At 65.2% G+C, this 19534-nt stretch carries 19 protein-coding genes and 1 tRNA gene; 17 read left to right on the forward strand and 3 right to left on the reverse strand.

Annotated features, from left to right (window positions below; translation table 11 throughout):
• The first annotated feature begins 68 nt into the window (after window positions 1-68).
• The 3 genes from LA521A_RS02950 to LA521A_RS02960 all read left to right on the forward strand — a co-directional run bounded on the left by LA521A_RS02950 (window position 69) and on the right by LA521A_RS02960 (window position 6729).
• Window positions 69-5261, forward strand: coding sequence for an RHS repeat domain-containing protein (locus LA521A_RS02950; protein WP_281780897.1), 5193 nt, complete (start codon window positions 69-71; stop codon window positions 5259-5261).
• Between the two features lie 83 nt (window positions 5262-5344).
• Complete coding sequence (locus LA521A_RS02955) at window positions 5345-6313, forward strand: RHS repeat domain-containing protein (RefSeq protein WP_281780898.1); 969 nt, start codon at window positions 5345-5347, stop codon at window positions 6311-6313.
• The gene (locus tag LA521A_RS02960; protein WP_281780899.1) at window positions 6301-6729 is read left to right on the forward strand and encodes a hypothetical protein; all 429 of its coding nucleotides are present in this window, start codon (window positions 6301-6303) and stop codon (window positions 6727-6729) included. Before LA521A_RS02955 ends, LA521A_RS02960 begins: the two co-directional genes overlap by 13 nt.
• Before the next feature lie 414 nt (window positions 6730-7143).
• On the opposite strand, the gene LA521A_RS02965 is transcribed toward LA521A_RS02960, so the two are convergent.
• Window positions 7144-8196, reverse strand: coding sequence for a site-specific integrase (locus tag LA521A_RS02965; protein ID WP_281780900.1), 1053 nt, complete (start codon window positions 8194-8196; stop codon window positions 7144-7146).
• A 155-nt stretch (window positions 8197-8351) separates the two neighbouring features.
• Between LA521A_RS02965 and dusA the strand changes: the two genes are divergently transcribed.
• The 5 genes from dusA (at window position 8352) to LA521A_RS02990 (ending at window position 13029) form a co-directional block, all read left to right on the forward strand.
• Window positions 8352-9308: a tRNA dihydrouridine(20/20a) synthase DusA gene (gene dusA, locus LA521A_RS02970; RefSeq protein WP_281780901.1), complete on the forward strand. Its 957-nt coding sequence runs from the start codon at window positions 8352-8354 to the stop codon at window positions 9306-9308.
• Window positions 9305-10216 (forward strand): arginine deiminase-related protein, encoded by a 912-nt coding sequence (locus LA521A_RS02975; RefSeq protein WP_281780902.1) that lies wholly within the window; start codon window positions 9305-9307, stop codon window positions 10214-10216. Before dusA ends, LA521A_RS02975 begins: the two co-directional genes overlap by 4 nt.
• Before the next feature lie 148 nt (window positions 10217-10364).
• Window positions 10365-10727, forward strand: coding sequence for a hypothetical protein (locus LA521A_RS02980; RefSeq protein WP_281780903.1), 363 nt, complete (start codon window positions 10365-10367; stop codon window positions 10725-10727).
• A gap of 64 nt (window positions 10728-10791) precedes the next feature.
• Window positions 10792-11475, forward strand: coding sequence for a response regulator transcription factor (locus LA521A_RS02985; protein WP_115841270.1), 684 nt, complete (start codon window positions 10792-10794; stop codon window positions 11473-11475).
• 132 nt (window positions 11476-11607) lie between these two features.
• Window positions 11608-13029 (forward strand): ATP-binding protein, encoded by a 1422-nt coding sequence (locus LA521A_RS02990; protein ID WP_281780904.1) that lies wholly within the window; start codon window positions 11608-11610, stop codon window positions 13027-13029.
• A gap of 140 nt (window positions 13030-13169) precedes the next feature.
• Here LA521A_RS02990 and LA521A_RS02995 read toward each other — a convergent pair whose 3' ends face one another.
• A complete protein-coding gene (locus LA521A_RS02995; protein ID WP_281782172.1) occupies window positions 13170-13865 on the reverse strand; it encodes a M90 family metallopeptidase in 696 nt (231 codons plus the stop codon).
• Window positions 13866-13940: 75 nt separating this feature from the next.
• Window positions 13941-14204 carry a hypothetical protein gene (locus LA521A_RS03000; protein ID WP_281780905.1) on the reverse strand — a complete coding sequence of 88 codons (264 nt, stop codon included), beginning with the start codon at window positions 14202-14204 and terminating at the stop codon, window positions 13941-13943.
• A gap of 420 nt (window positions 14205-14624) precedes the next feature.
• On the opposite strand from LA521A_RS03000, the gene birA reads away from it, so the two are divergent.
• The 9 genes from birA (at window position 14625) to LA521A_RS03045 (ending at window position 19491) form a co-directional block, all read left to right on the forward strand.
• Window positions 14625-15614, forward strand: a complete 990-nt coding sequence (gene birA, locus LA521A_RS03005; protein WP_281780906.1) for a bifunctional biotin--[acetyl-CoA-carboxylase] ligase/biotin operon repressor BirA — start codon at window positions 14625-14627, stop codon at window positions 15612-15614.
• Window positions 15611-16351: a type III pantothenate kinase gene (locus LA521A_RS03010; protein WP_281780907.1), complete on the forward strand. Its 741-nt coding sequence runs from the start codon at window positions 15611-15613 to the stop codon at window positions 16349-16351. Before birA ends, LA521A_RS03010 begins: the two co-directional genes overlap by 4 nt.
• A gap of 9 nt (window positions 16352-16360) precedes the next feature.
• Window positions 16361-17101 (forward strand): SPOR domain-containing protein, encoded by a 741-nt coding sequence (locus LA521A_RS03015; RefSeq protein ID WP_281780908.1) that lies wholly within the window; start codon window positions 16361-16363, stop codon window positions 17099-17101.
• A gap of 49 nt (window positions 17102-17150) precedes the next feature.
• Window positions 17151-17226: transfer RNA gene (locus LA521A_RS03020), tRNA-Thr, on the forward strand.
• Between the two features lie 17 nt (window positions 17227-17243).
• On the forward strand, window positions 17244-18167 hold the full coding sequence (rocF, locus tag LA521A_RS03025; RefSeq protein ID WP_281780909.1) for an arginase: 924 nt from the start codon (window positions 17244-17246) through the stop codon (window positions 18165-18167).
• Window positions 18168-18272: 105 nt separating this feature from the next.
• Window positions 18273-18407, forward strand: a complete 135-nt coding sequence (locus tag LA521A_RS03030; protein ID WP_281780910.1) for an entericidin A/B family lipoprotein — start codon at window positions 18273-18275, stop codon at window positions 18405-18407.
• Between the two features lie 195 nt (window positions 18408-18602).
• Window positions 18603-18734, forward strand: a complete 132-nt coding sequence (locus LA521A_RS03035; protein WP_281780911.1) for an entericidin A/B family lipoprotein — start codon at window positions 18603-18605, stop codon at window positions 18732-18734.
• A gap of 181 nt (window positions 18735-18915) precedes the next feature.
• Window positions 18916-19068 (forward strand): entericidin A/B family lipoprotein, encoded by a 153-nt coding sequence (locus LA521A_RS03040; protein ID WP_281780912.1) that lies wholly within the window; start codon window positions 18916-18918, stop codon window positions 19066-19068.
• 222 nt (window positions 19069-19290) lie between these two features.
• Entirely contained in the window at window positions 19291-19491 is a 201-nt protein-coding gene (locus LA521A_RS03045) for a CsbD family protein (RefSeq protein ID WP_115841280.1), read from the forward strand.
• The last annotated feature ends 43 nt before the right edge of the window (window positions 19492-19534 follow it).

Consider the following 19534-nt stretch of genomic DNA (forward strand, 5'->3'; position numbering starts at 1 on the left):
GACGCTTGGGCGCAAGTCTCACCGGGACGTGACAGGGGGCAAAAATGGGGATTAGCAGGACGCTAGCTTTGGCGATCATGGCTGTCGCGGCGACATCCGCCAGCGCCGACACACTCTATGAGGACTACTCGGCTGGGATTAGTAGATCTCAGGAAGTGCAGAGCCTTGGGGTCGATGCCTTCGGAGAAACGATCGACCCGTACAGCGGGCGAGTCGAGTTCTATGTCGAAGACCTCTCAATTCGCGGCAACAACGGGCTGGATATCTCGATCGGGCGATCCATCGAAGCCTACGACACTGGCTTTCGACCCGGTTACGCGGTTTTCGGCGCGGTAACGCTTAGCATTCCAAGACTCGAAGGCGTGTTCGCTAACGAATCCGGATCAACCGGCTGGGTCGCGCAATCCGACACCGATTACACCAAACCGAACGTTAATCGCTGCTCCGCACTTTCGAAGGCTCCGCCCGAGGTGGACGGATCGCGCACCAACACCTCATTCGAATCGAACGAGTACTGGCACGGCAATCATCTGGTGATTCCCGGCAAGACCAAGCAGCTCATGCTGGAAGCAGGCCCTTTGATTCCAGCCAGCTATGAGTGGTCCACGAACCAGAACTGGGTGTTCAGTTGTCTTCCGCAGACCAGCAATGGGGTTCCTGGCGAAGGTTTCCTCGCGTTCTCGCCGGACGGGGTCAAGTACTACTTCGATCGGGTGATCAAACATCAGAACGTCACCGATGTAGATAAGCCGGATACGTTCGGAACATCGACCACCGAAATTGATCGTGCCGAGTGGTACATCTATCCGTCCAAGGCAGAGGACAGGTTCGGCAACGCCCTCAACTACACGTACACCGCTGAAAATCGGATCTCGGAGATCACCTCGAACGATGGTCGGCGTGTCACCTTCGGCTACCTCACCGATGGCAGCCTCGCGACGATCAGCGACGGTACACGGACTTGGCAGTACTCCGACGAGCTCCGGCGCGTCATCTATCCTGATGGTTCCATCTGGAACATGAGCATCTCCGGTGGGTTCGGAAAGGTGCCGAGCGCATTCAATCTGTACACATGCGCTACGGCGCCATCGGCTACGGTGACCGGTCAAGCGACCATCACGATTGATTTGCCAAGCGGTGCAAGGGGCGCATTCGCATTTGCGCCCAATCGCCGAGGCATATCGTACGTGGCTAGCCAATGTGGATTCGGGTCCCAGCCCGGACAGGGGGTCGTCAAGGTTGTCGATGACATCGCGCTGACCACCAAGACCATTACGGGCCCAGGCCTGACGCAGGCCAGCTGGACCTACACCCCAGGGCCCGCAAACGACAGCTTCGCTGTGCACTGTTCGGCCGGTTGTGTCAGCACCCGCACAACGCAGATCACGAATCCTGACGGCTCTTACGTCAGAAGTACTTTCAGCAACAGACAGGGATCGACGGAAGGCGACCTGTTGAGCGAAGAGGTGTACGCGGCGTCGGGCGCATTGGTGAGCAGCACGGCGTACAGCTACGAGTACGCACAGTTCGCGAATTTCGACATTGGCTACCCGCCTCCCATGGCAGGAGATCGCAGCGGGTTGGAGCGCAGCGCGCTCAGGTCGCGGGTCACGACGGTAGACGGCACTGCATTCTCCTGGCAGGCATTGAGTTACGACAGCTTTGCCAGGCCACTGCGGGTGACCCGGTCGAACTCGACGGGTGCGAGCTTGACCGAGGATATGTCCTACTACGATGACCTCACTAAGTGGGTCATCGGTCAGGTCAGGTCGGTCACCTGCGTCGAGCCGACAGCATGCAAGCCGACAGCATTTCCCAATGGCATCGTGGTTTCGCAGACGGACTACGATCCGACCACGGCCCTTCCGCTGCGTGGTTACGCCTTCGGCAAGTTGCAGCACACCTTCGCGCACAACGCCGACGGCACGCTCGCCACTGTCACTGATGGCAACAACAACTTAATCACACTGTCGGCTTGGAAGCGTGGCATCCCCCAGACGATCCAGTTTCCGCCAACTCCCGAATCGCCCAGCGGTGCGGTCAAATCGGCGGTGGTGAACGATGATGGCACCATCGCTTCGGTTACCGACGAGAACCACTACAAGACCTGCTATGGCTACGACGCTATGGGGCGCCTGGCGAGCATCACTTATCCGTCCGAGGCGCAGCAGGATGTCTGCGATACTTCGACGTGGGCAAGTACCACATTCGCGCTCGGAGCGATCGGCAGCAGCGAATACGGCATCGCGGCGGGACACTGGAAGCGAACGATCAGCGTCGGCAACGCTCGCGAAGTAGCGTACTTCGATGCACTGCGGCGGCCGCTGGTCCAAGAGCGCTATGACGCAGCCAACCCATCGGCGACGCGTAGCATCACGGTTAGGCGCTACGACACCCTGGGACGTCAGGTCTTCGAGTCCTCCCCCCTGGCAAGCATTGGAACGTACGGCGACACGCTGTCGGGAGCCACCACCCAATACGACGCTTTGAGCCGCGTGACGCGAATGGACCAGGCCTCGGAACTCGGTCCTCTGGTCACCACAACCGAATATCTGCCGGGGCTACAGACGCGTGTCACGAACCCCCGCCTCAAAGCGACGACCGTGGCTTACTTGGCGTATGACCAGCCCACGGCGGATTGGCCGCTTTCGATCACGCTTCCGGAGGGCGCTTTCACCGACGTCTCTCGCGACGTGTTCGGCAAGCCGCTATCCATCACCCGCCGCGATGCAGCGGGGATGGTGGCGCTGACTCGCTACTACATCTACGACGCGTACCAGCAGTTGTGCAAGACGATCGAGCCGGAAGCGGGCGCGACTGTCGTGGACTACGACGGAGTGGGCAACCCGATCTGGTCGGCGACTGGCTTGGCCTTGCCCAGTCTTACCGACTGCAACCGGCTGGAGGCTCAGAACTCCGGTCGCCGGGTGCAGCGCGCCTTCGATGCGCGCCGCCGAGTCACCAGTCTGTCATTTCCCGACTTGAACGGCAATCAGTCCAGAACCTACACGCCGGACGGACTGCTATCGCAGACGACCACGTTGAATGAAGGTGGCGCCACATCAGTGGTGAATACCTATAGCTACAACCACCGGCGCTTGCTGACAAGCGAAAGCAGCAGCCAGTCAGGGTGGCAGCCGTGGAGCCTGGGCTACGGCTACAACGCCAATGGCGATCTGAGTACGCATGTGTACCAGAATGGTCCTACGGTCAGTTACGCGCCGAATGCATTAGGTCAGCCGACCCAGGCAGGGAGCTACGCTACCAGCGCGAGCTACTACCCAAATGGCGCAATGGCGCAGTTCACCTACGGCAACGGCCTTGTACACAGCCTGACGCAGAATGTTCGCGGGTTGCCCGATCGCAGCATCGACAGTTACGGAAGCACCGTAGTGCTGGATGACGGCTACGACTACGACGCCAATGGCAACGTGGCGGCGATCAGCGACGCGTTGCCGACCAACCGCGGCAATCGCGACATGACGTACGACGGTCTGGATCGACTGACATCGAGCGTGTCGCCCATGTTCGGCATCGCTTCGTACAACTACGACGTGCTCGACAACCTGACGCACGTCGTGGCGCCAGGACGTGATCACTTCTATTGCTACGACACCACCCGTTGGCAGCTGACCAACGTCAAGACCACCAACTGCAGTGGCAGCACCGTGGTCGGACTCGGTTACGACGACCAGGGCAACCTCGGCAACAAGAATGGTCTGGTCCACAAATTCGACTATGACAATCGCCTGCGTGAAGTGGTCGGTCGCGAGACATACCGCTACGACGGCTACGGACGACGCGTCCTGGCGCGACAACCGACCACGGGCGACATCATGTCGGTCTACGATCAGGGCGGCGTGCTGCGCCATCAGCAGAATCAACGCGAAGCCAAGTCGTACGACTTCATTACGCTCAACGGCAGCTTGGTGGCGAGGGTCAGCAATGGGGTCTCGCCGAGCGTGCCAGTGATTACTGCGCCGAGCTACAGCACCAGCGGCAGCTATACGGTGCAGTGGAGTGTAGTCCCGGGCACGACCTCGTATGAAGTCCAGGAAGCTGCGAGTGGCGGTGCCTGGCAGACCCTCTACGTCGGAGCAGGCCTCAGCCAGGCGGTGGCTGGACGGGCGACGGGCAGTTACGGATACCAGGCGCGTGCATGCAATGCCACGGGCTGCAGTGCATGGAGCGCCGCGTCGACTGTGAGCGTTCAGCTCCCGCCCGCCGGGCCGCCCAGCCTCACCGTCCCGGCTACGGGCATCAATGGCGCATATGCCGTGAGTTGGGGCACTGTGGCAGGGGCCACGAGCTACGCCCTGGAAGAAAGCTTCAATGGTGGTGGATGGACCGCGGCGTACAACGGGGGCGCGCAGAGCACCGCGTTCAGCGGCAGAGCCGTGGGCAGCTACGGGTATCGCATCAAGGCATGCAATCCGGCCGGCTGCAGCGGCTACTCCGCGACGGGTACGGTGCAGGTGATCTACCCGCCCGCCGCCGCCCCGTCGTTGTCGGCACCAGGCAGCAGCGCTACTGGCACCTTCACGGTGAGCTGGACGTCGGTGGATGGTTCGACCAGCTATCAGCTGGACGAAAGCGCCAACGGAGGGACGTGGAACCAGATCCAGAACACCGCTGCGACCAGCACCGCGCCAACAGGGAAGGTTAACGGCAGCTACGCTTATCGTGTTCGTGCATGCAACGGCGCAGGCTGTGGGGCGTACTCGGGCACGGCGATCACGACGGTGCTGCTGCCGCCGAGCGCGACGCCTTCTCTCAGTGTGCCGGCCAGCAGCACGACCGGCAGTTACGCCGTGAGCTGGACGAGCGTTGCTTCGGCGAGCGTTTACCAGCTGGAAGAGCAGGTCAACGGTGGTGGCTGGACTCTGGTCCAAAACGATGCAAACACCAGCCGCGCCTTCAGCGGCAAGGGAACCGCGAATTTTGGCTACCACGCGCGAGGCTGCAATCCGTCCGGCTGCGGACCGTGGAGTGGTGTGGCTACCGTCAGCGTCATCGTGCCTCCGCCAATGCCCGCGAGCGTGAGCGGATACGCTGAGTTCATAGATTCGCGAATGAAGGAATACAGCCTCTGGTGGGCCGATTCGGCGGGCGCTACGTACTACGAACTGAGGAGCACCACGACGCACTACTCCGGGCCCAACACCTATTTCGACTTCACCGGAGTCGGAACCAAGACGTTCTCGGTGCGAGCCTGCAATTCGGCAGGGTGCTCGGACTGGAAGGCCGGACCGACCTTGTAGTGCCAGCGGAATGTGACTGTAGGAGTCGGCAAAGAAATCGTCGATGCCGGCAATGTGGCGTAGAGCGTGTAATGGGGAATGCTATGGCGACGAACAGGAAGCTCATCCTCGCAGTGCTGTCATGTGCTCTGGCATTGAGCGCGAACGCTGCTGCCGCACAAACCGTGGTTTACATCCACACCGATGCGCTTGGCACGCCCGTGGTGATGACCGATGCCAATCGAAATGTCGTCGAGCGCAGTGAGTACGAACCGTTCGGCAAGGTGCTCAACAGGCCGTTACGCGACGGCCCAGGCTACACCGGCCATGTAGAGGACGCGGCGACCGGGTTGAGCTACATGCAGCAGCGCTACTACGACCCCGATATCGGACGATTCCTTTCGGTCGACCCCGTTTCGGCCGAAACGAGGATGGGGGGCAACTTCAACCGCTACAAGTACGCGAGCAACAATCCCTTCTCTTACACCGACCCGGACGGTCGCTACGACTGCCAGGCACAGGATGATCAATGCGCCCAAACACGGCGTGCGATGAGCATCCTTCGTCGCGCACGGCTAAGTTCTACCGGTAATGCGCGAATCGTGCTTAACAACGTCGTCAGGTTGCTGGGGACGGAAGGGGATGGGAACGGCGTGGTGATCAGGGATACCTCCGATGCCATTGGGGGTGGGTGGATGAATCTGCAGAAGGGAGGGGTGCTTTCCGTGAATTTCGCAAGCGTAAACGCTTCTTCAGCTAGTCGCGGGAAGGGTGTTCAAGACTTCATGGTCGCGTCGGTAATCGCGCACGAAGGGTGGCACGGTTCATGGGACAAGTTGACCTACGCCGCAGGAGTGAATGATCCGTGGAGCCGATCGTTTGCAATGGACAATGAGCGGCGCGCCAGCATCACGGAAGGCATCGTGGCCCAGGCGATCCAGTTTGACCACCCGCAGGGATTCTGGACCAAGAAGAATGGCTTCGACATGAAGCCGATAAACAAGCAAGCGGCGGAGTCCGTCGCAATCTATTGTGCTGCTCTGGCGAGGACGGGTTTGCCATGTTCAAACTGAGTACGTCAGCTTTGATCGTATTGACGATTGCGTTCTGCGCAGCTTCCTGCAACGGGGTTGCGAAAGACCCACCGCACGTAACCGTGGATACGCTGCTTGCCAAGGGCGCGGAGTTCAACGCAACGGACGTGTCGCTCGCCGGCTGCCTACAACCGAGCATGCACGGCCTGACCCTCTATACCTGCCCACCAGGAGACACGGGCATTCCGGTGCTATTTGCCAATAGCATGGATTCGGCGCATCGTTCCTGGCTTTACTCAAAGACGATGCAAGCCGGTCTCGATAAGAAGAAGCCACTCATGGCAACGTTATGCGGCTCTTATCACGCAACCGCCGATGGCAAGGATCGCTGGCTCGAAGTTGTCGCTTTCACAGTGGGCGCTGAGCATTTCGACACCGGAACGACCTGCCGTTAGTAGCAACGAGGGCACGGGCGCGGAGCGTGTGATCGAAGAGCGCGGAACCTTGCGAGGCTGCGGGCGGCGGCAGGTAGCAACAACCATAACCTTCGGTCCATCTTTTGGTGGAACGGGCATTGTCGTTGCGCTCCCGAATGTGCAGCGTCCGTCGAAAGGTGCACCGGACTGACGCAGGGAAAGGAGCCTGCCGCAGGACGCCACGTGCGCGGCACCTCTGCGCCGTGCTTGCACAGGCCGAACGCGGCCCGTGCTGAATCAGGCGCACACTTCCATCCGCCAGTTGCCGCCCCGTGGGTCCACGCCCGCTCCTGGCCGACGAGCGATGCTAACGTCGCCTTTCGCGCCGAAGCGGATAGTTGCCAGCATGCAGCTGCAGGTTGCTTGTCCGTATCTGGCCCGTGATGTGCGTGTTCAGTCCCGATGCAAACTTTCAGGACGGAGCTGTGTATAGCGCTTCAACTCTTGCCAACTTTCGTGGAGCGTGACGGTTGCAACCTGTTCGATGCTGTAACCCTGTTCGAACAGGCGGGACGTCGCCTCGTGGCGAAGGTCGTGGAAATGAAGATCTTCTATTCCAAGGGCGACGCATGCGCGCCGGAACGCAGTTCCGATCGAATCTGGCTTGAAGGGGAAGATTCTCTGCCGCTCTTTCGTAGGCTGGCGATCGACCAGGGGCCACATGTCGCCAAGCAGTGGGAAGCGCTTGTGATTGCCTTCCTTTGCCCGTGGATGCTTTGCATCTCTGAGTAAGGCCGTCCTGGTGGGCGCGTCTAGATCTTCCCAAAGAAGTCTTGTGATTTCGCCCTCGCGCTTGGCGGTCCCGATGGCGAAATCGACTATGTCTGCCATCGGCAGCTTCATTCGCCAAGCATTGGTATGGAAATGCGCCTTCAATCTCGAGAGCTCTTCGGGGGTTGGGCGTCGATTGCGCTTGACCGACTTGGCAACCAATCTGACTAGGCGCAGCGAAGGACGTGCCTCGGCCACCGGGTCGTGAAGCAAGGTGAGCTTGCCCATCGACTTGGACACCTTGAGCATTTCCGACAGGTAGCCCAGTTCGACATTCATGGTGGCGCCACTGCAGGCTGGTACGCGGTGCCCGTCCTTGTTGATGTGCTCGCCCTGGCGCCTCTTCCGCGTGTGTTCGATGACGTCTGCGGCTGTGAGCTTGCTGGCGACTTTGTCCCCGAGTCCCTCCTTGACCCTCGACAAATTCCCGCGTTGAGTGAGGCTGATTCGTTTCAGTTGGCCGACGTAGGTGCTGTACCAATCCACGAGGTCCGCGACAGTGGCTCCGTCATGCTCAGCGACACCTCGAGCCTCCTGGTCCGCTAGTTCGCGCTCGATTCGATCCGCCCAGGTGCGGGCAGCACTCTTCGTCGGAAAGGTCCGCGATTTGGGCGCGAAGCCTTTTCGGCGGACAATAGCCCTCCACCGATCACCGCGCTGCTGAAAGGTCGCCATCGTTGTACCAGATTGAGATGGTACACAAATGGTACACCGAGACCAGGAAATGGCGGGAAATTTCGGGAACCCGCGGGATCCATAGAGATGCATAAGTGGCTGTAGATAAACAGAAATCGTTGAATCCGCAGGGTGTCCGATTGTCGGTTGCGCCCATGATGGACTGGACCGACACGCACTGCCGTGTCTTCCACCGCCTGCTGGCGCCGCATGCGCGGCTGTACACCGAGATGGTGCATGCGAACGCGGTGATCCATGGCGATCGCGCGCGGTTGCTAGCGATGGATCCGGTGGAGCATCCGGTGGCGTTGCAGCTTGGCGGCAGCGAGCCGGAGCTGCTCGGCGCCGCGGCGAAGATCGGCGCGGAGTACGGGTTCGACGAGGTCAACCTCAACTGCGGCTGCCCGTCCGACCGCGTGCAGGCGGGGCGTTTCGGCGCGTGCCTGATGCGCGAGCCGCAACTCGTCGCCGATAGCGTCGCGGCGATGGTCGAAAGCTGCGACGTGCCGGTCACGGTGAAATGCCGCCTGGGCGTCGACGACGACCACGACTGGGATCGCTTCCTCGCCTTCATCGACACGGTCGCGAACGCCGGGTGCGGCATGTTCGTGATCCATGCGCGCAACGCGTGGCTGCAGGGACTTTCGCCGAAGGAAAATCGCGAGGTTCCGCCACTGCGTTACGACTGGGCGTATCGCCTGAAGCAGGAGCGCCCGCACCTGCAGATCGTCGTCAATGGCGGCATCGCGACGCAGGACGAAGCGACAGCGCATCTGGCGCACACCGACGGCGCGATGCTCGGCCGGGCTGCCTACCACGATCCGTACCTGCTGCATCGACTCGACGTCGCCTGGTTCGGTGGTGAACTGCGCACGCGCGGCGAACTGTTGCGCGCGCTTCGACCGTACATCGAGGACCAGCTTGCGCGCGGCGTGTACCTCAAGCACATCACGCGACACCTGCTCGGCCTGTTCGCCGGCGAACGCGGAGGGCGTGCGTTCCGCCAGGTGCTCAGCGAAGGCGCGCACAAGCCGGGCGCGGACTGGTCGCTGATCGAGCAGGCGATCGCGATCACCGAATCCTTCGCCGGCGAGCGCGTGGACGCGGCATGATCACGCGCGACACCACCGCGTTCTTCGCGCAGGCACGCACGCTGGCGCCCGATTTCGGCCCGGCGACGCCGCAGGCGGCGTTCCTCGTCGCGCCGGAAGGTTTCTGCCGTGCCGAGCAGTCCGCGCAGGACAACCGCTACATGGCGCAGGCCTCGCGCTTCGACGCCGAATGCGCGCTCACGCAGCATCGCGCGCTGCAACGCGCGATGTCGCAAGTGTTGCCGACGGTGTGCTTCGCGGGCGATGCGCAGACACCCGATGCGGTCTTCCCGAACAACGTGTTCGCGACGGCGGCGGGGCGCTACGTGGTCGGCCGCATGCGCCATCCCGTGCGCCAGCGCGAAGCCGAACGCGCCGACATCCGCGACTTCCTCGGCGGCGTGCTGGACTACGCGGAAATCGACCTGTCCACGCAGGCACACCCGTGCGAACTGACCGGCTCGATGGTCATCGATCGCGCGCGAGGCCTCGGGCTGTGCGGCCTGTCGGAGCGCTGCGACGAGGAGGGCGCCCGCCTCATGCACGACGCGCTCGCGCTTCGGGCGACGCTGATGTTCGATCTCGCCCCCGGCGAATACCACGCCAACGTCGTGCTCGCCGTGCTCGCGGGCCGGGCGGCGATCGTGAGCCCGCGCGGATTCGCCGACGCCGCCGTGGCGCAGGCCATCGCCGACTTCTACGCACCCAACGCCATCGTGCTGTCCGAGGCCGAGCACGCCGCTTTCGCCGGCAACGCCCTCGCGCTGTCCAGCGACACCGTCTGGATGAGCGCCCGCGCGGCCGCCGCGCTCGACCCGCGCAACCGACAGCTGCTGGCCGCGGCGGGGTTCCAGGTGCGCGACGTCGAGCTGGGTGCCATCGAAGCCGGCGGCGGATCGCTGCGGTGCTGCGTTGCCGAGATCTTCTAGCCGCGCCGCCGCGGGCAAACCTGCTGCCAAGGTCTGAATGGCCGCCGTTTGCAAGCGGAAAAGTTCAGACCGGATTCACCGCTTCGTTTCGAGAATGCACACTGTCGCACGGTCGTGCGATATTGCCCTGTTCGCCTGCCCAGCCTCGATGAAGATGCCGTCTTCCCGCTCCCTGTCGCTCGTCCTGCTCGCCGCTGCGCTGTGCGCGTCGGCCGGAGCCGTGTCGGCGCAGGGGCGCGGTGGTCCGCCGGACCGTGGGGACGGCGGGGATCGTAGCGACCGCGGGCATGGCCGAGGCAACGACCGCCAGGCGTTGTCCGATTCGGTGCGCCGGGTCGAACGCCGTACCGGCGGGCAGGTCCTGAGCGCCGAGCGGGTTCCCTACGACGGCCGCGACGTCAACCGCGTCAAGGTGGTCGACTCCAGCGGCCGGGTGCGCATCTACATGGACGACCCGCAGGTGCGAGAGCGCCAGCAGCAGGAAAACCGTACACGCCGCGACGACGACTGACCCGCCACGCTCTCGGGGGCCCTTCGTTAGTGGCCTAGACAGAACGACAGACATTGGAGTCCACATGCGAATTCTGCTGGTCGAAGACGAAGCTCCGCTGCGCGAAACCCTCGCTGCCCGCCTGAAGCGGGAAGGGTTCGCCGTGGATGCCGCCCAGGACGGCGAAGAAGGCCTCTACATGGGCCGTGAAGTCCCGTTCGACCTGGGCATCATCGACCTGGGCCTGCCGAAAATGTCGGGCATGGAGCTGATCAAGGCCCTGCGCGACGAAGGCAAGAAATTCCCCGTGCTGATCCTCACCGCCCGCTCCAGCTGGCAGGACAAGGTCGAGGGCCTGAAGCAGGGCGCCGACGACTACCTGGTCAAGCCGTTCCACATCGAGGAACTGCTGGCCCGCCTCAACGCACTGGTTCGCCGCGCCGCCGGCTGGAGCAAGCCGACGCTGGAATGCGGTCCGGTGGTGCTCGACCTTGCCGCGCAGACGGTGAGCGTCAACGGCAGCAACGTCGACCTGACCAGCTATGAGTACAAGGTGCTCGAATACCTGATGATGCATGCCGGCGAACTGGTCTCGAAGGCCGACCTCACCGAGCACATCTACCAGCAGGATTTCGACCGCGACTCCAACGTGCTGGAAGTCTTCATCGGCCGCCTGCGCAAGAAGCTCGATCCGGACGGTTCGCTCAAGCCGATCGAGACCGTGCGCGGTCGCGGTTACCGCTTCGCCATCGCGCGCAGCGGAGACTGATCGGGCTGGTGAGCACCAGCGCACGGATTCGATGAGCCAGCAGCGCCGGGCGTCGGCGAGTCATCGTCAACGCACGGCGCGCTCGTTACCCTTGGCGACGATGCCGTCGCCCGTTCCTTCCGACTTCTCCCCATGCCGCGCCGACCGCCACAGGTAAGCTGGGGCCAGCCACGCTCGCTCCAGGCGCGCCAGTTGCTGGCGGCAAGCCTGGGCCTGGTGGCGTTCCTGGCGTTGGCCGGCTATGCGCTCGACCGCGCATTCCTTGAAACGGCCGAAAGCAACATGCGTCAGCGCCTACGCAGCCTCGCACTGGCGTATGTCGCCGGCGGCGAGTTCGCGCGCAACGGCGAGTTCATCCCGCCCTACGAAACCGTCGACCCACGCCTGGAACGCCCCGGCAGCGGCCTGTACGCCGAAGTCGTGCTGCCGAACGGGCATTGGGATTCGACCTCGGCGCAGGGGCCGATCCTGCCCGCCGGGAAGATGCTGGAGCCCAACGAGGAAAGCTTCGAGCGGGCGCTGCCGATCACCGAGATCAGCGGCGAAGCCGGCGAGGCCTACCGCTATGGTCGCGGCCTGATCTGGAGCGCCGGCAGCGACGACGCGCGCTCGGAGTTCCCGTACACGATCTACGTGCTGGAAGACACGACCGCGCTGAGCCGGCAGGTCAGCGTGTTCCGACAGGCGCTGTGGCGTTACCTCGGCGGCGCGGGCCTGATCCTGCTGTTGTTGCAGGCGGTGATCCTGCGCTGGAGCCTGCGCCCGCTCAAGCGCGTGGTGGATGAGCTCAAACGCGTGCAGCGCGGTCTCGCGTCGCGCATGAGCGGCCGGCATCCACGCGAACTGGAGCCGCTCACCGAAAGCATCAACGCCTTCATCGAAAGCGAGCGCGAGAACCTCGAGCGTCAGCGCAACACGCTGGCCGATCTCGCGCACAGCCTCAAGACGCCGCTCGCCGTGTTGCGTGCGCGCAGCGGCGAAGACGTGCCCGTGCAGGAACTGCGCGAGGAGATCGACCTGCAGGTGCGCCGCATGAGCGACCTGGTGTCGTACCAGCTTGCCCGCGCGGCGCGATCGGGCCACGTGCTGTTCGCGGCGCCGCTGGAAATCGAGCCCTACGCCGACCAGATCGTGCGCAGCCTCGAAAAGATCTACGCCGCCAAGGGCGTCATCTGCGAGTTCGACATCGACGCGAACGCGCGCTTCTACGGCGAGCCGGGCGACCTGCAGGAAGTGCTCGGCAATCTGATCGAGAACGCCTTCAAGTGGGCGCGTTCGCGCGTACTGCTGACGGTGAAGGAAGGCGAGATCGCGCCGAACCGTCGCCCGGGGCTGCTGCTCGCGGTCGACGACGACGGCCCGGGCGTGCCGGACGACAAGATCGACCTGGTGCTACAGCGCGGCGTGCGCGGCGACGAACGCGTGCAGGGCCACGGCATCGGCCTGGCGACGGTGCAGGACGTGGTGCGCAGCTATCGCGGCACCCTGGATGTCAGCCGTTCGACCGAACTGGGCGGCGCGCATTTCGAAGTCGTGTTGCCGCCGGGGCTGTAAGTGCCGCTAGCAGGAGCGGCCACACCGTCCCTGTCGTCATCCCCGCGCAGGCGGGGCTCGATGCTTGCGTGCATCAGCGCTCACGAAGGCCGGAATCGAATGGGAGAGATGGATTCCCGTACGCGCGGGAATGACGGCGTCTAGGCGAACGGCGAAGGCCCGTAGAACCGCTCCAGATGCGCCGCCACCTGCGGCATTTCCGCCCGCAACGTGCGCGGATCGCTGAAGTGGTATTCGGTGACGACCGCGAAGAACTCCTCCGGCGCTTCGGCGGCGTAACCGTCGATCGCGGTGTCGCGGCCACGGTCCACCTGTTTGGCGAGCCTGTCGTACGCGACCTGGAAATCGCGCGCCCACTCCTTCTGCCACGCACGCGGCAGCGGTGGGGTTCCATCGAGCGCGCCGTCGAGCGCGTCGATCTTGTGCGCCATCTCGTGCGCGGCCACGCAGAAGCCCGCTTCGGGATCCTCGCAGTCGGCGACGATGTCGGCCCACGAGAGGATCATCGGCCCGGTTTCCCACGCTTCGCCGATCAGTTCGTCTTCCCATTCGTGCAGCACGCCGGCGGCGTCGACGTGGGTGCGATTCACGCGGAACGCATCGGGATAGACGATCAGCTGCGACCAGCCGCGCAACCCTTCGGCACCGAACTCCAGCAGCGGCAGGCAGCACAGTGCGGCGAGGCTGACGCGCTGTTCGTCGTCTAGCGTGAGCTCGCCGATCGGCGTGATGGCTTTTTCGTGCAGGAAGCGCGCGGCGAGCTCGCGAAGTCGCGCATCGCGTTGCGTATCGAGCGCGCGCAACCAGGGCACGCGCGCTTGCGCCGCGTGCCACAGGTCATCGGGAACAGGCGTGGGCGAGAGCCGCAGGCGCCGGAAGAAACTCAGCAAATCACGACGCCCGCGCAGGAATCAGCGGAACATGCCCGGCAGGAAACTGTGCCAGCGCGGCGACTGCATGCGGCTTCCACCGCCGGCATCGCTGTGGACGCTGGGACGTGCGGGTTTGACGTCGCGGACAGGTGCCGTCGCGCGCGGGGTCGCACGCACGTTCTCGCGTGCGATCGAGGACGCTTCCGGGCAGCTGCCGCTGTTGGCGGAGCTGAGCTTGATCTCGCGCGCAGCCACGGTCGAGCTGGCGACCACGATCAGCAGGCACAGGCAGATCCGGAGCATGGCGGAATCCTCGGACGGACCCGGGGCAGACCCCGGGTAATGCTGGACTATACCGCGAAAAAAGAGCGTCGGCCGGGCGGTCGGATGGCGCATTGCAACAACTCTCCATGTTCAGGCGGTGCCACCGGCGGGCCGGCAGCGTCGCCGGTCCGGACAACGCCTCGCGACGCCATCATCTCCTATCGATGCGCCCGCGGAGCAAAGCGTTGCAACGCTTCGGCGCGCCCGGCCATCGTCCCGCCGAAATCCCCCTCGCGGTGTCCCGGAAGCGGCATTCGGCCCGGCCCAGCGGCCCCCGTCCGCCGTTCGTCGGCTTGGACGGGCTCCCGCATAATTCCCGCCCATGAAGCCCGTCCATTTCCCTTGTGTCCGTCTCGTCCGCCACGTGGACGCCGGGCCGCGCCCGCTGCGCCCCCGCTGATGGACGAACGCGAACTGCTCCAGCGGCTGATCGCCGGCCCCGTCTCCGGCGATGCGCTGGCCCGCGAGGGCGGCCAGACGCGCGCTGCCGTCTGGAAGCGCATCGAGGCGCTGCGCGAAGCCGGCGTCCCGATCGAGGCGCGGGCGGGGCGCGGCTATGCCCTGGCAGCCCCGATGGACCTGCTGGACGCCGAGGCGATCCGCGCGGCGTTGCCGCCGGCATGCCGGGAGTCGCTGGGCTCGCTCGACACCGTCTGGTCGATCGATTCCACCAACACCGAGCTGCTCCGTCGCCCGGCGCCCGCACGCGGTGCCGAGGTGCTGCTGGCCGAGCGACAGACCGGCGGACGCGGCCGGCGCGGCAGGCAATGGGCGTCGCCGCTGGCCGCGCACCTGTACCTGTCGATCTCGCGCCAGTTCGGCGGCGGCCTCGCGCGACTGGGCGGACTCAGCCTCATCGCCGGCATCGCCGCGGCAGAGGCCCTGTGCGGCACCGGATTCGACGTGCGGCTCAAATGGCCGAACGACCTCGTCGTCCCGGCGGCGGATGGCGCGCTGCGCAAGCTGGGCGGCATCCTCGTCGAAGGCGGCGGGGAACATGCCGGGCCGGTGCGCGCCGTGATCGGCATGGGCATCAACGTGCGCATGCCGGCGGCGATCGCGTCGGGCATCGACCAGCCGTGGTGCGACTTGGGCGGGCTGTCGCAGGCGCCGGTCGATCGCAATCGCATCGCTGCGGCCGTCCTGGCGGCGTTGCTGCCGGCGCTGGACGAATTCGACGCGGACGGTCTCGCGCCCTTCCGCGCGCGCTATGCCGCGCTCGATGCGCTGGCCGGACGACCGGTCACGCTGCACACCGCCACGGGCGAACTGCGTGGCGTCGCGCTCGGCCTCGCCGATGACGGCGCGTTGCGTGCGCGGCTCGACGACGGCGAGGAACGCAGTTTCCATTCCGGCGAGGTGAGCGTGCGAAGCGGGGCATCGGCATGAGCGCGTGGCTGTTCGACCTGGGCAATACGCGCCTGAAATGCGCGCCGCTGCTGCCCGACGGACGCATCGGCGAAGCGATCGCGTTGCCGCATCGCGAAGAGGACGTCGCCGCGGCGATGGCACAGCATCTCCCGGCGCGCATCGACGTCGCCTATCTGGCCAGCGTCGCGCAACCGACCCTGCGCGTAGCCGTCCTCGATGCGCTGGCCGCACGCTGCGGGCGCATTTCCATCGCGCGCACGCAGTCGCGTTTCGATGAAGTGCGCATCGCGTACGCCGATCCGCGCAAGCTGGGCGTGGACCGCTTCCTCGCGCTGCTGGGCGCCCGTTTCCGCGTTCGCGGGCCGGCGCTGGTGTGCGGGGTGGGGACCGCGCTGACGATCGACCTCATCGACGCCGACGGCCAGCACCTCGGCGGCCGCATCGCGCCGTCGCCGACGCTCATGCGCGAAGCGCTGCATGCGCGCGCGCCCCAGTTGCCCGAAATCGGCGGCGCGTACGAGGACTTCGCGCGCGACACCGAGGACGCGCTGGCGTCCGGGTGCGAAGGCGCCGGCGTCGCGCTGATCGAACACAGCCTCGCGACGGCGACCGCGCGCCTGGGCGAAACGCCCGCGGTCCTGCTGCACGGCGGGGGATCGGACGCCCTGTCGTGCCACCTGCGCAACGCGACCGAGGTCGCAACGCTGGTGCTCGAAGGCCTGGCCCGCTGGGCCTGCGTCGAAACCGCCGCTTAGAATCGCCCCATGCTCGCTCGCGCCCTGGTCGTCCTGCTGCTGGTGCTCAATCTCGGTGTGGCCGCCTGGTGGACGCTGCGCGCTCCGCCGGCGACCGCGCCGGACTTCGTGCCGCCTGCCGGCGTCGCGCGGCTGCAACTGGTGAGCGAGACGAAATCCGCGCCTTCGCTCGCGATCGCCAAGCCATCGCCGCCCGCGCCGTCGCCCGCAACGCCGGCCGCTGCGCCGACGGTGGCGACGACGAGCGCCACGCCCGCCAACGGCGCGACGCCTGCGAGCGTTCCGGCGCCGGGGCGCTGCTACAGCGTCGGCCCGTTCGCCGACAGCGCCGCGGCGTCGAATGCGCGCGACGTGCTGCTGGCGGTGGCGACCCGCGTCGTTCCCCGCGAGCAGCGCACCGGTGGCAATGCGCGTGGCTGGCGCGTGTTCCTGCCACCTGCGGCATCGGCCGAGGACGCCGCCGCCACCGCGCAGCGCATCGCCGCCGCGGGTTTCAACGACTACTTCATCGTGCGCCAGGGCGCCGAGGCCAATTCGATCGCGCTCGGCCGCTATCGCAACGAGGACGGCGCGCGCCGTCGTGCCGAAAGCCTGGTCGCCGCCGGTTTCCCGGCGCGCGCCGAACCGCTTGGCGATGCACGCACCAGCGTGTGGCTCGACCTCGTCGCGCGGCCGGAATTTGACCCCGTTCGCGCCGAGGCCGCGGTGCAGATGCCGGCCCGCGAACTCGACTGCGCGCGCATGCGCTGACGCGGCGACATGAACCTGCGTCGCCGCGCAGGCTAGAATGCCCCTCTTCGCCGGCATAGCTCAGTTGGTAGAGCAACCGCCTTGTAAGCGGTAGGTCGTCAGTTCGATTCTGACTGCCGGCACCAGAGGAGGACGCCGTTCGATGAGTCGCACCTATCCCCCCGTTTCGTTGATCGGCGCACCCACGGACGTCGGTGCCGGGCATCGCGGGGCGCGCATGGGGCCGGAAGCGCTGCGCATCGCCGGGCTCGGCGAAGCGCTCACCCGGCGCGGCGTGGACGTGATCGATCGGGGCAATCTCGACGGTCCGCGCAATCCCTGGCAGAAGCCCGTCGAGGGCTATCGCCACCTGGCCGAAGTCGTCGCGTGGAATCGCGCCGTGATGGACGCCGTCGGCGCGGAGCTCGACGAAGGCCGGATGCCGATCCTGCTCGGCGGCGACCACTGCCTGGGTTTGGGTTCGATCACCGCCGTCGCCCGCCATTGCCGCAAGAACGGCAAGCAGCTGCGCGTGCTCTGGCTGGATGCGCATGCCGACTTCAACACGCACCAGGTCACGCCGTCGGGCAACGTGCACGGCATGCCGGTCGCGTGCCTGTGCGGCCTGGGGCCTGAAGCGCTGACGCACCTGGGCGGCGATGCGCCGGCGATGCGTCCGGACGAAATCCGCCAGATCGGCATCCGTTCCGTCGACGAAGGCGAGAAGCGCCTCGTGCAGGAGTACGGCCTGGACGTGTACGACATGCGCTACATCGACGAGATCGGCATGAAGCGCGTGATGGAGGAAGCGCTGGAAGGCGTGGACGAGGACACGCATCTGCACGTCAGTTTCGACGTGGATTTCCTCGATCCGAGCATCGCGCCGGGCGTGGGCACCACGGTGCCGGGCGGCCCGAACTATCGCGAGGCGCAGCTGGTGATGGAGATGATCGCCGACACCGGGCGCATGGCGTCGCTGGACATCGTCGAACTCAACCCGATCATCGACAAGCGCAACCGCACCGCGCGCCTGGCGGTGGACCTGGTGGAAAGCCTGTTCGGCAAGTCCACGCTGATGCGCGACTGAACCGGATCCGCTCGGCCGACCCGTTTGCCCGCGTCGGCAGGTGCGGCGTCCACGCGGCCGTGCGATCCTTCCGGCCCATCCGATCACGTCTTTCGGGGAGAGACCATGAAGCGTTCCATCGCCACGCTGCTGCTCGTCGTCCTGTCGCTCGTCCTGCTCAATGGCTGCAACACCATGGAAGGCCTGGGCAAGGACGTGGAAAAGCTAGGCCAGAAGATCGACCAGAAGGCGAGCCAGTAATCGGGCACGACCGTCGGCCCAAGCGGGCGCGACATCGCGAGCGTTGTAAAAGGCCGGCACCCGCCGGCCTTTGCTTTTCGAACGGCCCCTAACCGCCGATTGCGCGGCATCCACCCGGTTTTCACGCCTCCTCGCGTCGAATGCACGCGCACGCTGCAAGCGTGACCAAGCAGTCCCACGAATCGAGGTGAACCCATGAAGCGTCTGATGGCCCTGTTGCTGCTCGCCCTGTTCTCCGTTGGCACGCTGAGCGCGTGCAACACCGTTGCCGGCGCCGGCAAGGACGTGCAGAAGGCGGGCGAGAAGGTCGAGGACGCAGCGAAGTAATCGCTGCGTATCGCACCAACGCATGAAGAGGCCGGGCTTGCCCGGCCTTTTCTTTTGTGGTTCCGCAGTCTTGCCCAGCGCTGAATGCAGGCATCGCGCATCCACCTGCCTTTCACGGCGGCGCGCGTCAGATGCAATCACCGCACGCCGTCGCGTGCCTGACGAGTCGAGGAGACTTTCGATGAAGCGTTCGATGGCTCTGCTGCTGCTGGCGTTGTTCTCCATGAGCTTCCTCAGCGCGTGCAACACGATGGCTGGCGCGGGCAAGGACATCCAGGGCGCCGGCGAGAAGGTCGAAGACACGGCGCAGGACTGCAAGGACGGCAAGTGCTGATGATGTGGGCGTGGAAAGGGTGATGGATGGACGAGGGGCCGGAGCGATCCGGCCCCTTGTTTTTCAGGGGTTCCGCGCGCCGCACGGATGCCCGGTTTGCATGCATTCACCGACATCAAACCGCCTCTAACACCATCGCGACCTTCCTCTAATGAGCTCGCTGCGATGCTGTCCCCGCGGTACACACACGGGCCGCATCCCACGACAAGAGGAATGCAACGGATGAATAAAGACATCATCGCCGGCAAGTGGACCCAGCTGAAGGGCAAGGCCCAGGCACGTTGGGGCGATCTGACCGATGACGACTTCGATGTCGCCGAAGGCAATGCCGAATACCTCGCCGGCAAGCTGCAGGAGCGTTATGGCTGGGAACGCGATCGTGCCCAGCAGGAAGTCCGCGACTTCGAGAAGTCGCTGAACTGATGCGTTGAATGCGGCGCGCGCGCCGGCCAGGGCGAACCCTCGC

The organism is Lysobacter auxotrophicus (assembly GCF_027924565.1).
Lineage (GTDB): Bacteria > Pseudomonadota > Gammaproteobacteria > Xanthomonadales > Xanthomonadaceae > Lysobacter_J > Lysobacter_J auxotrophicus.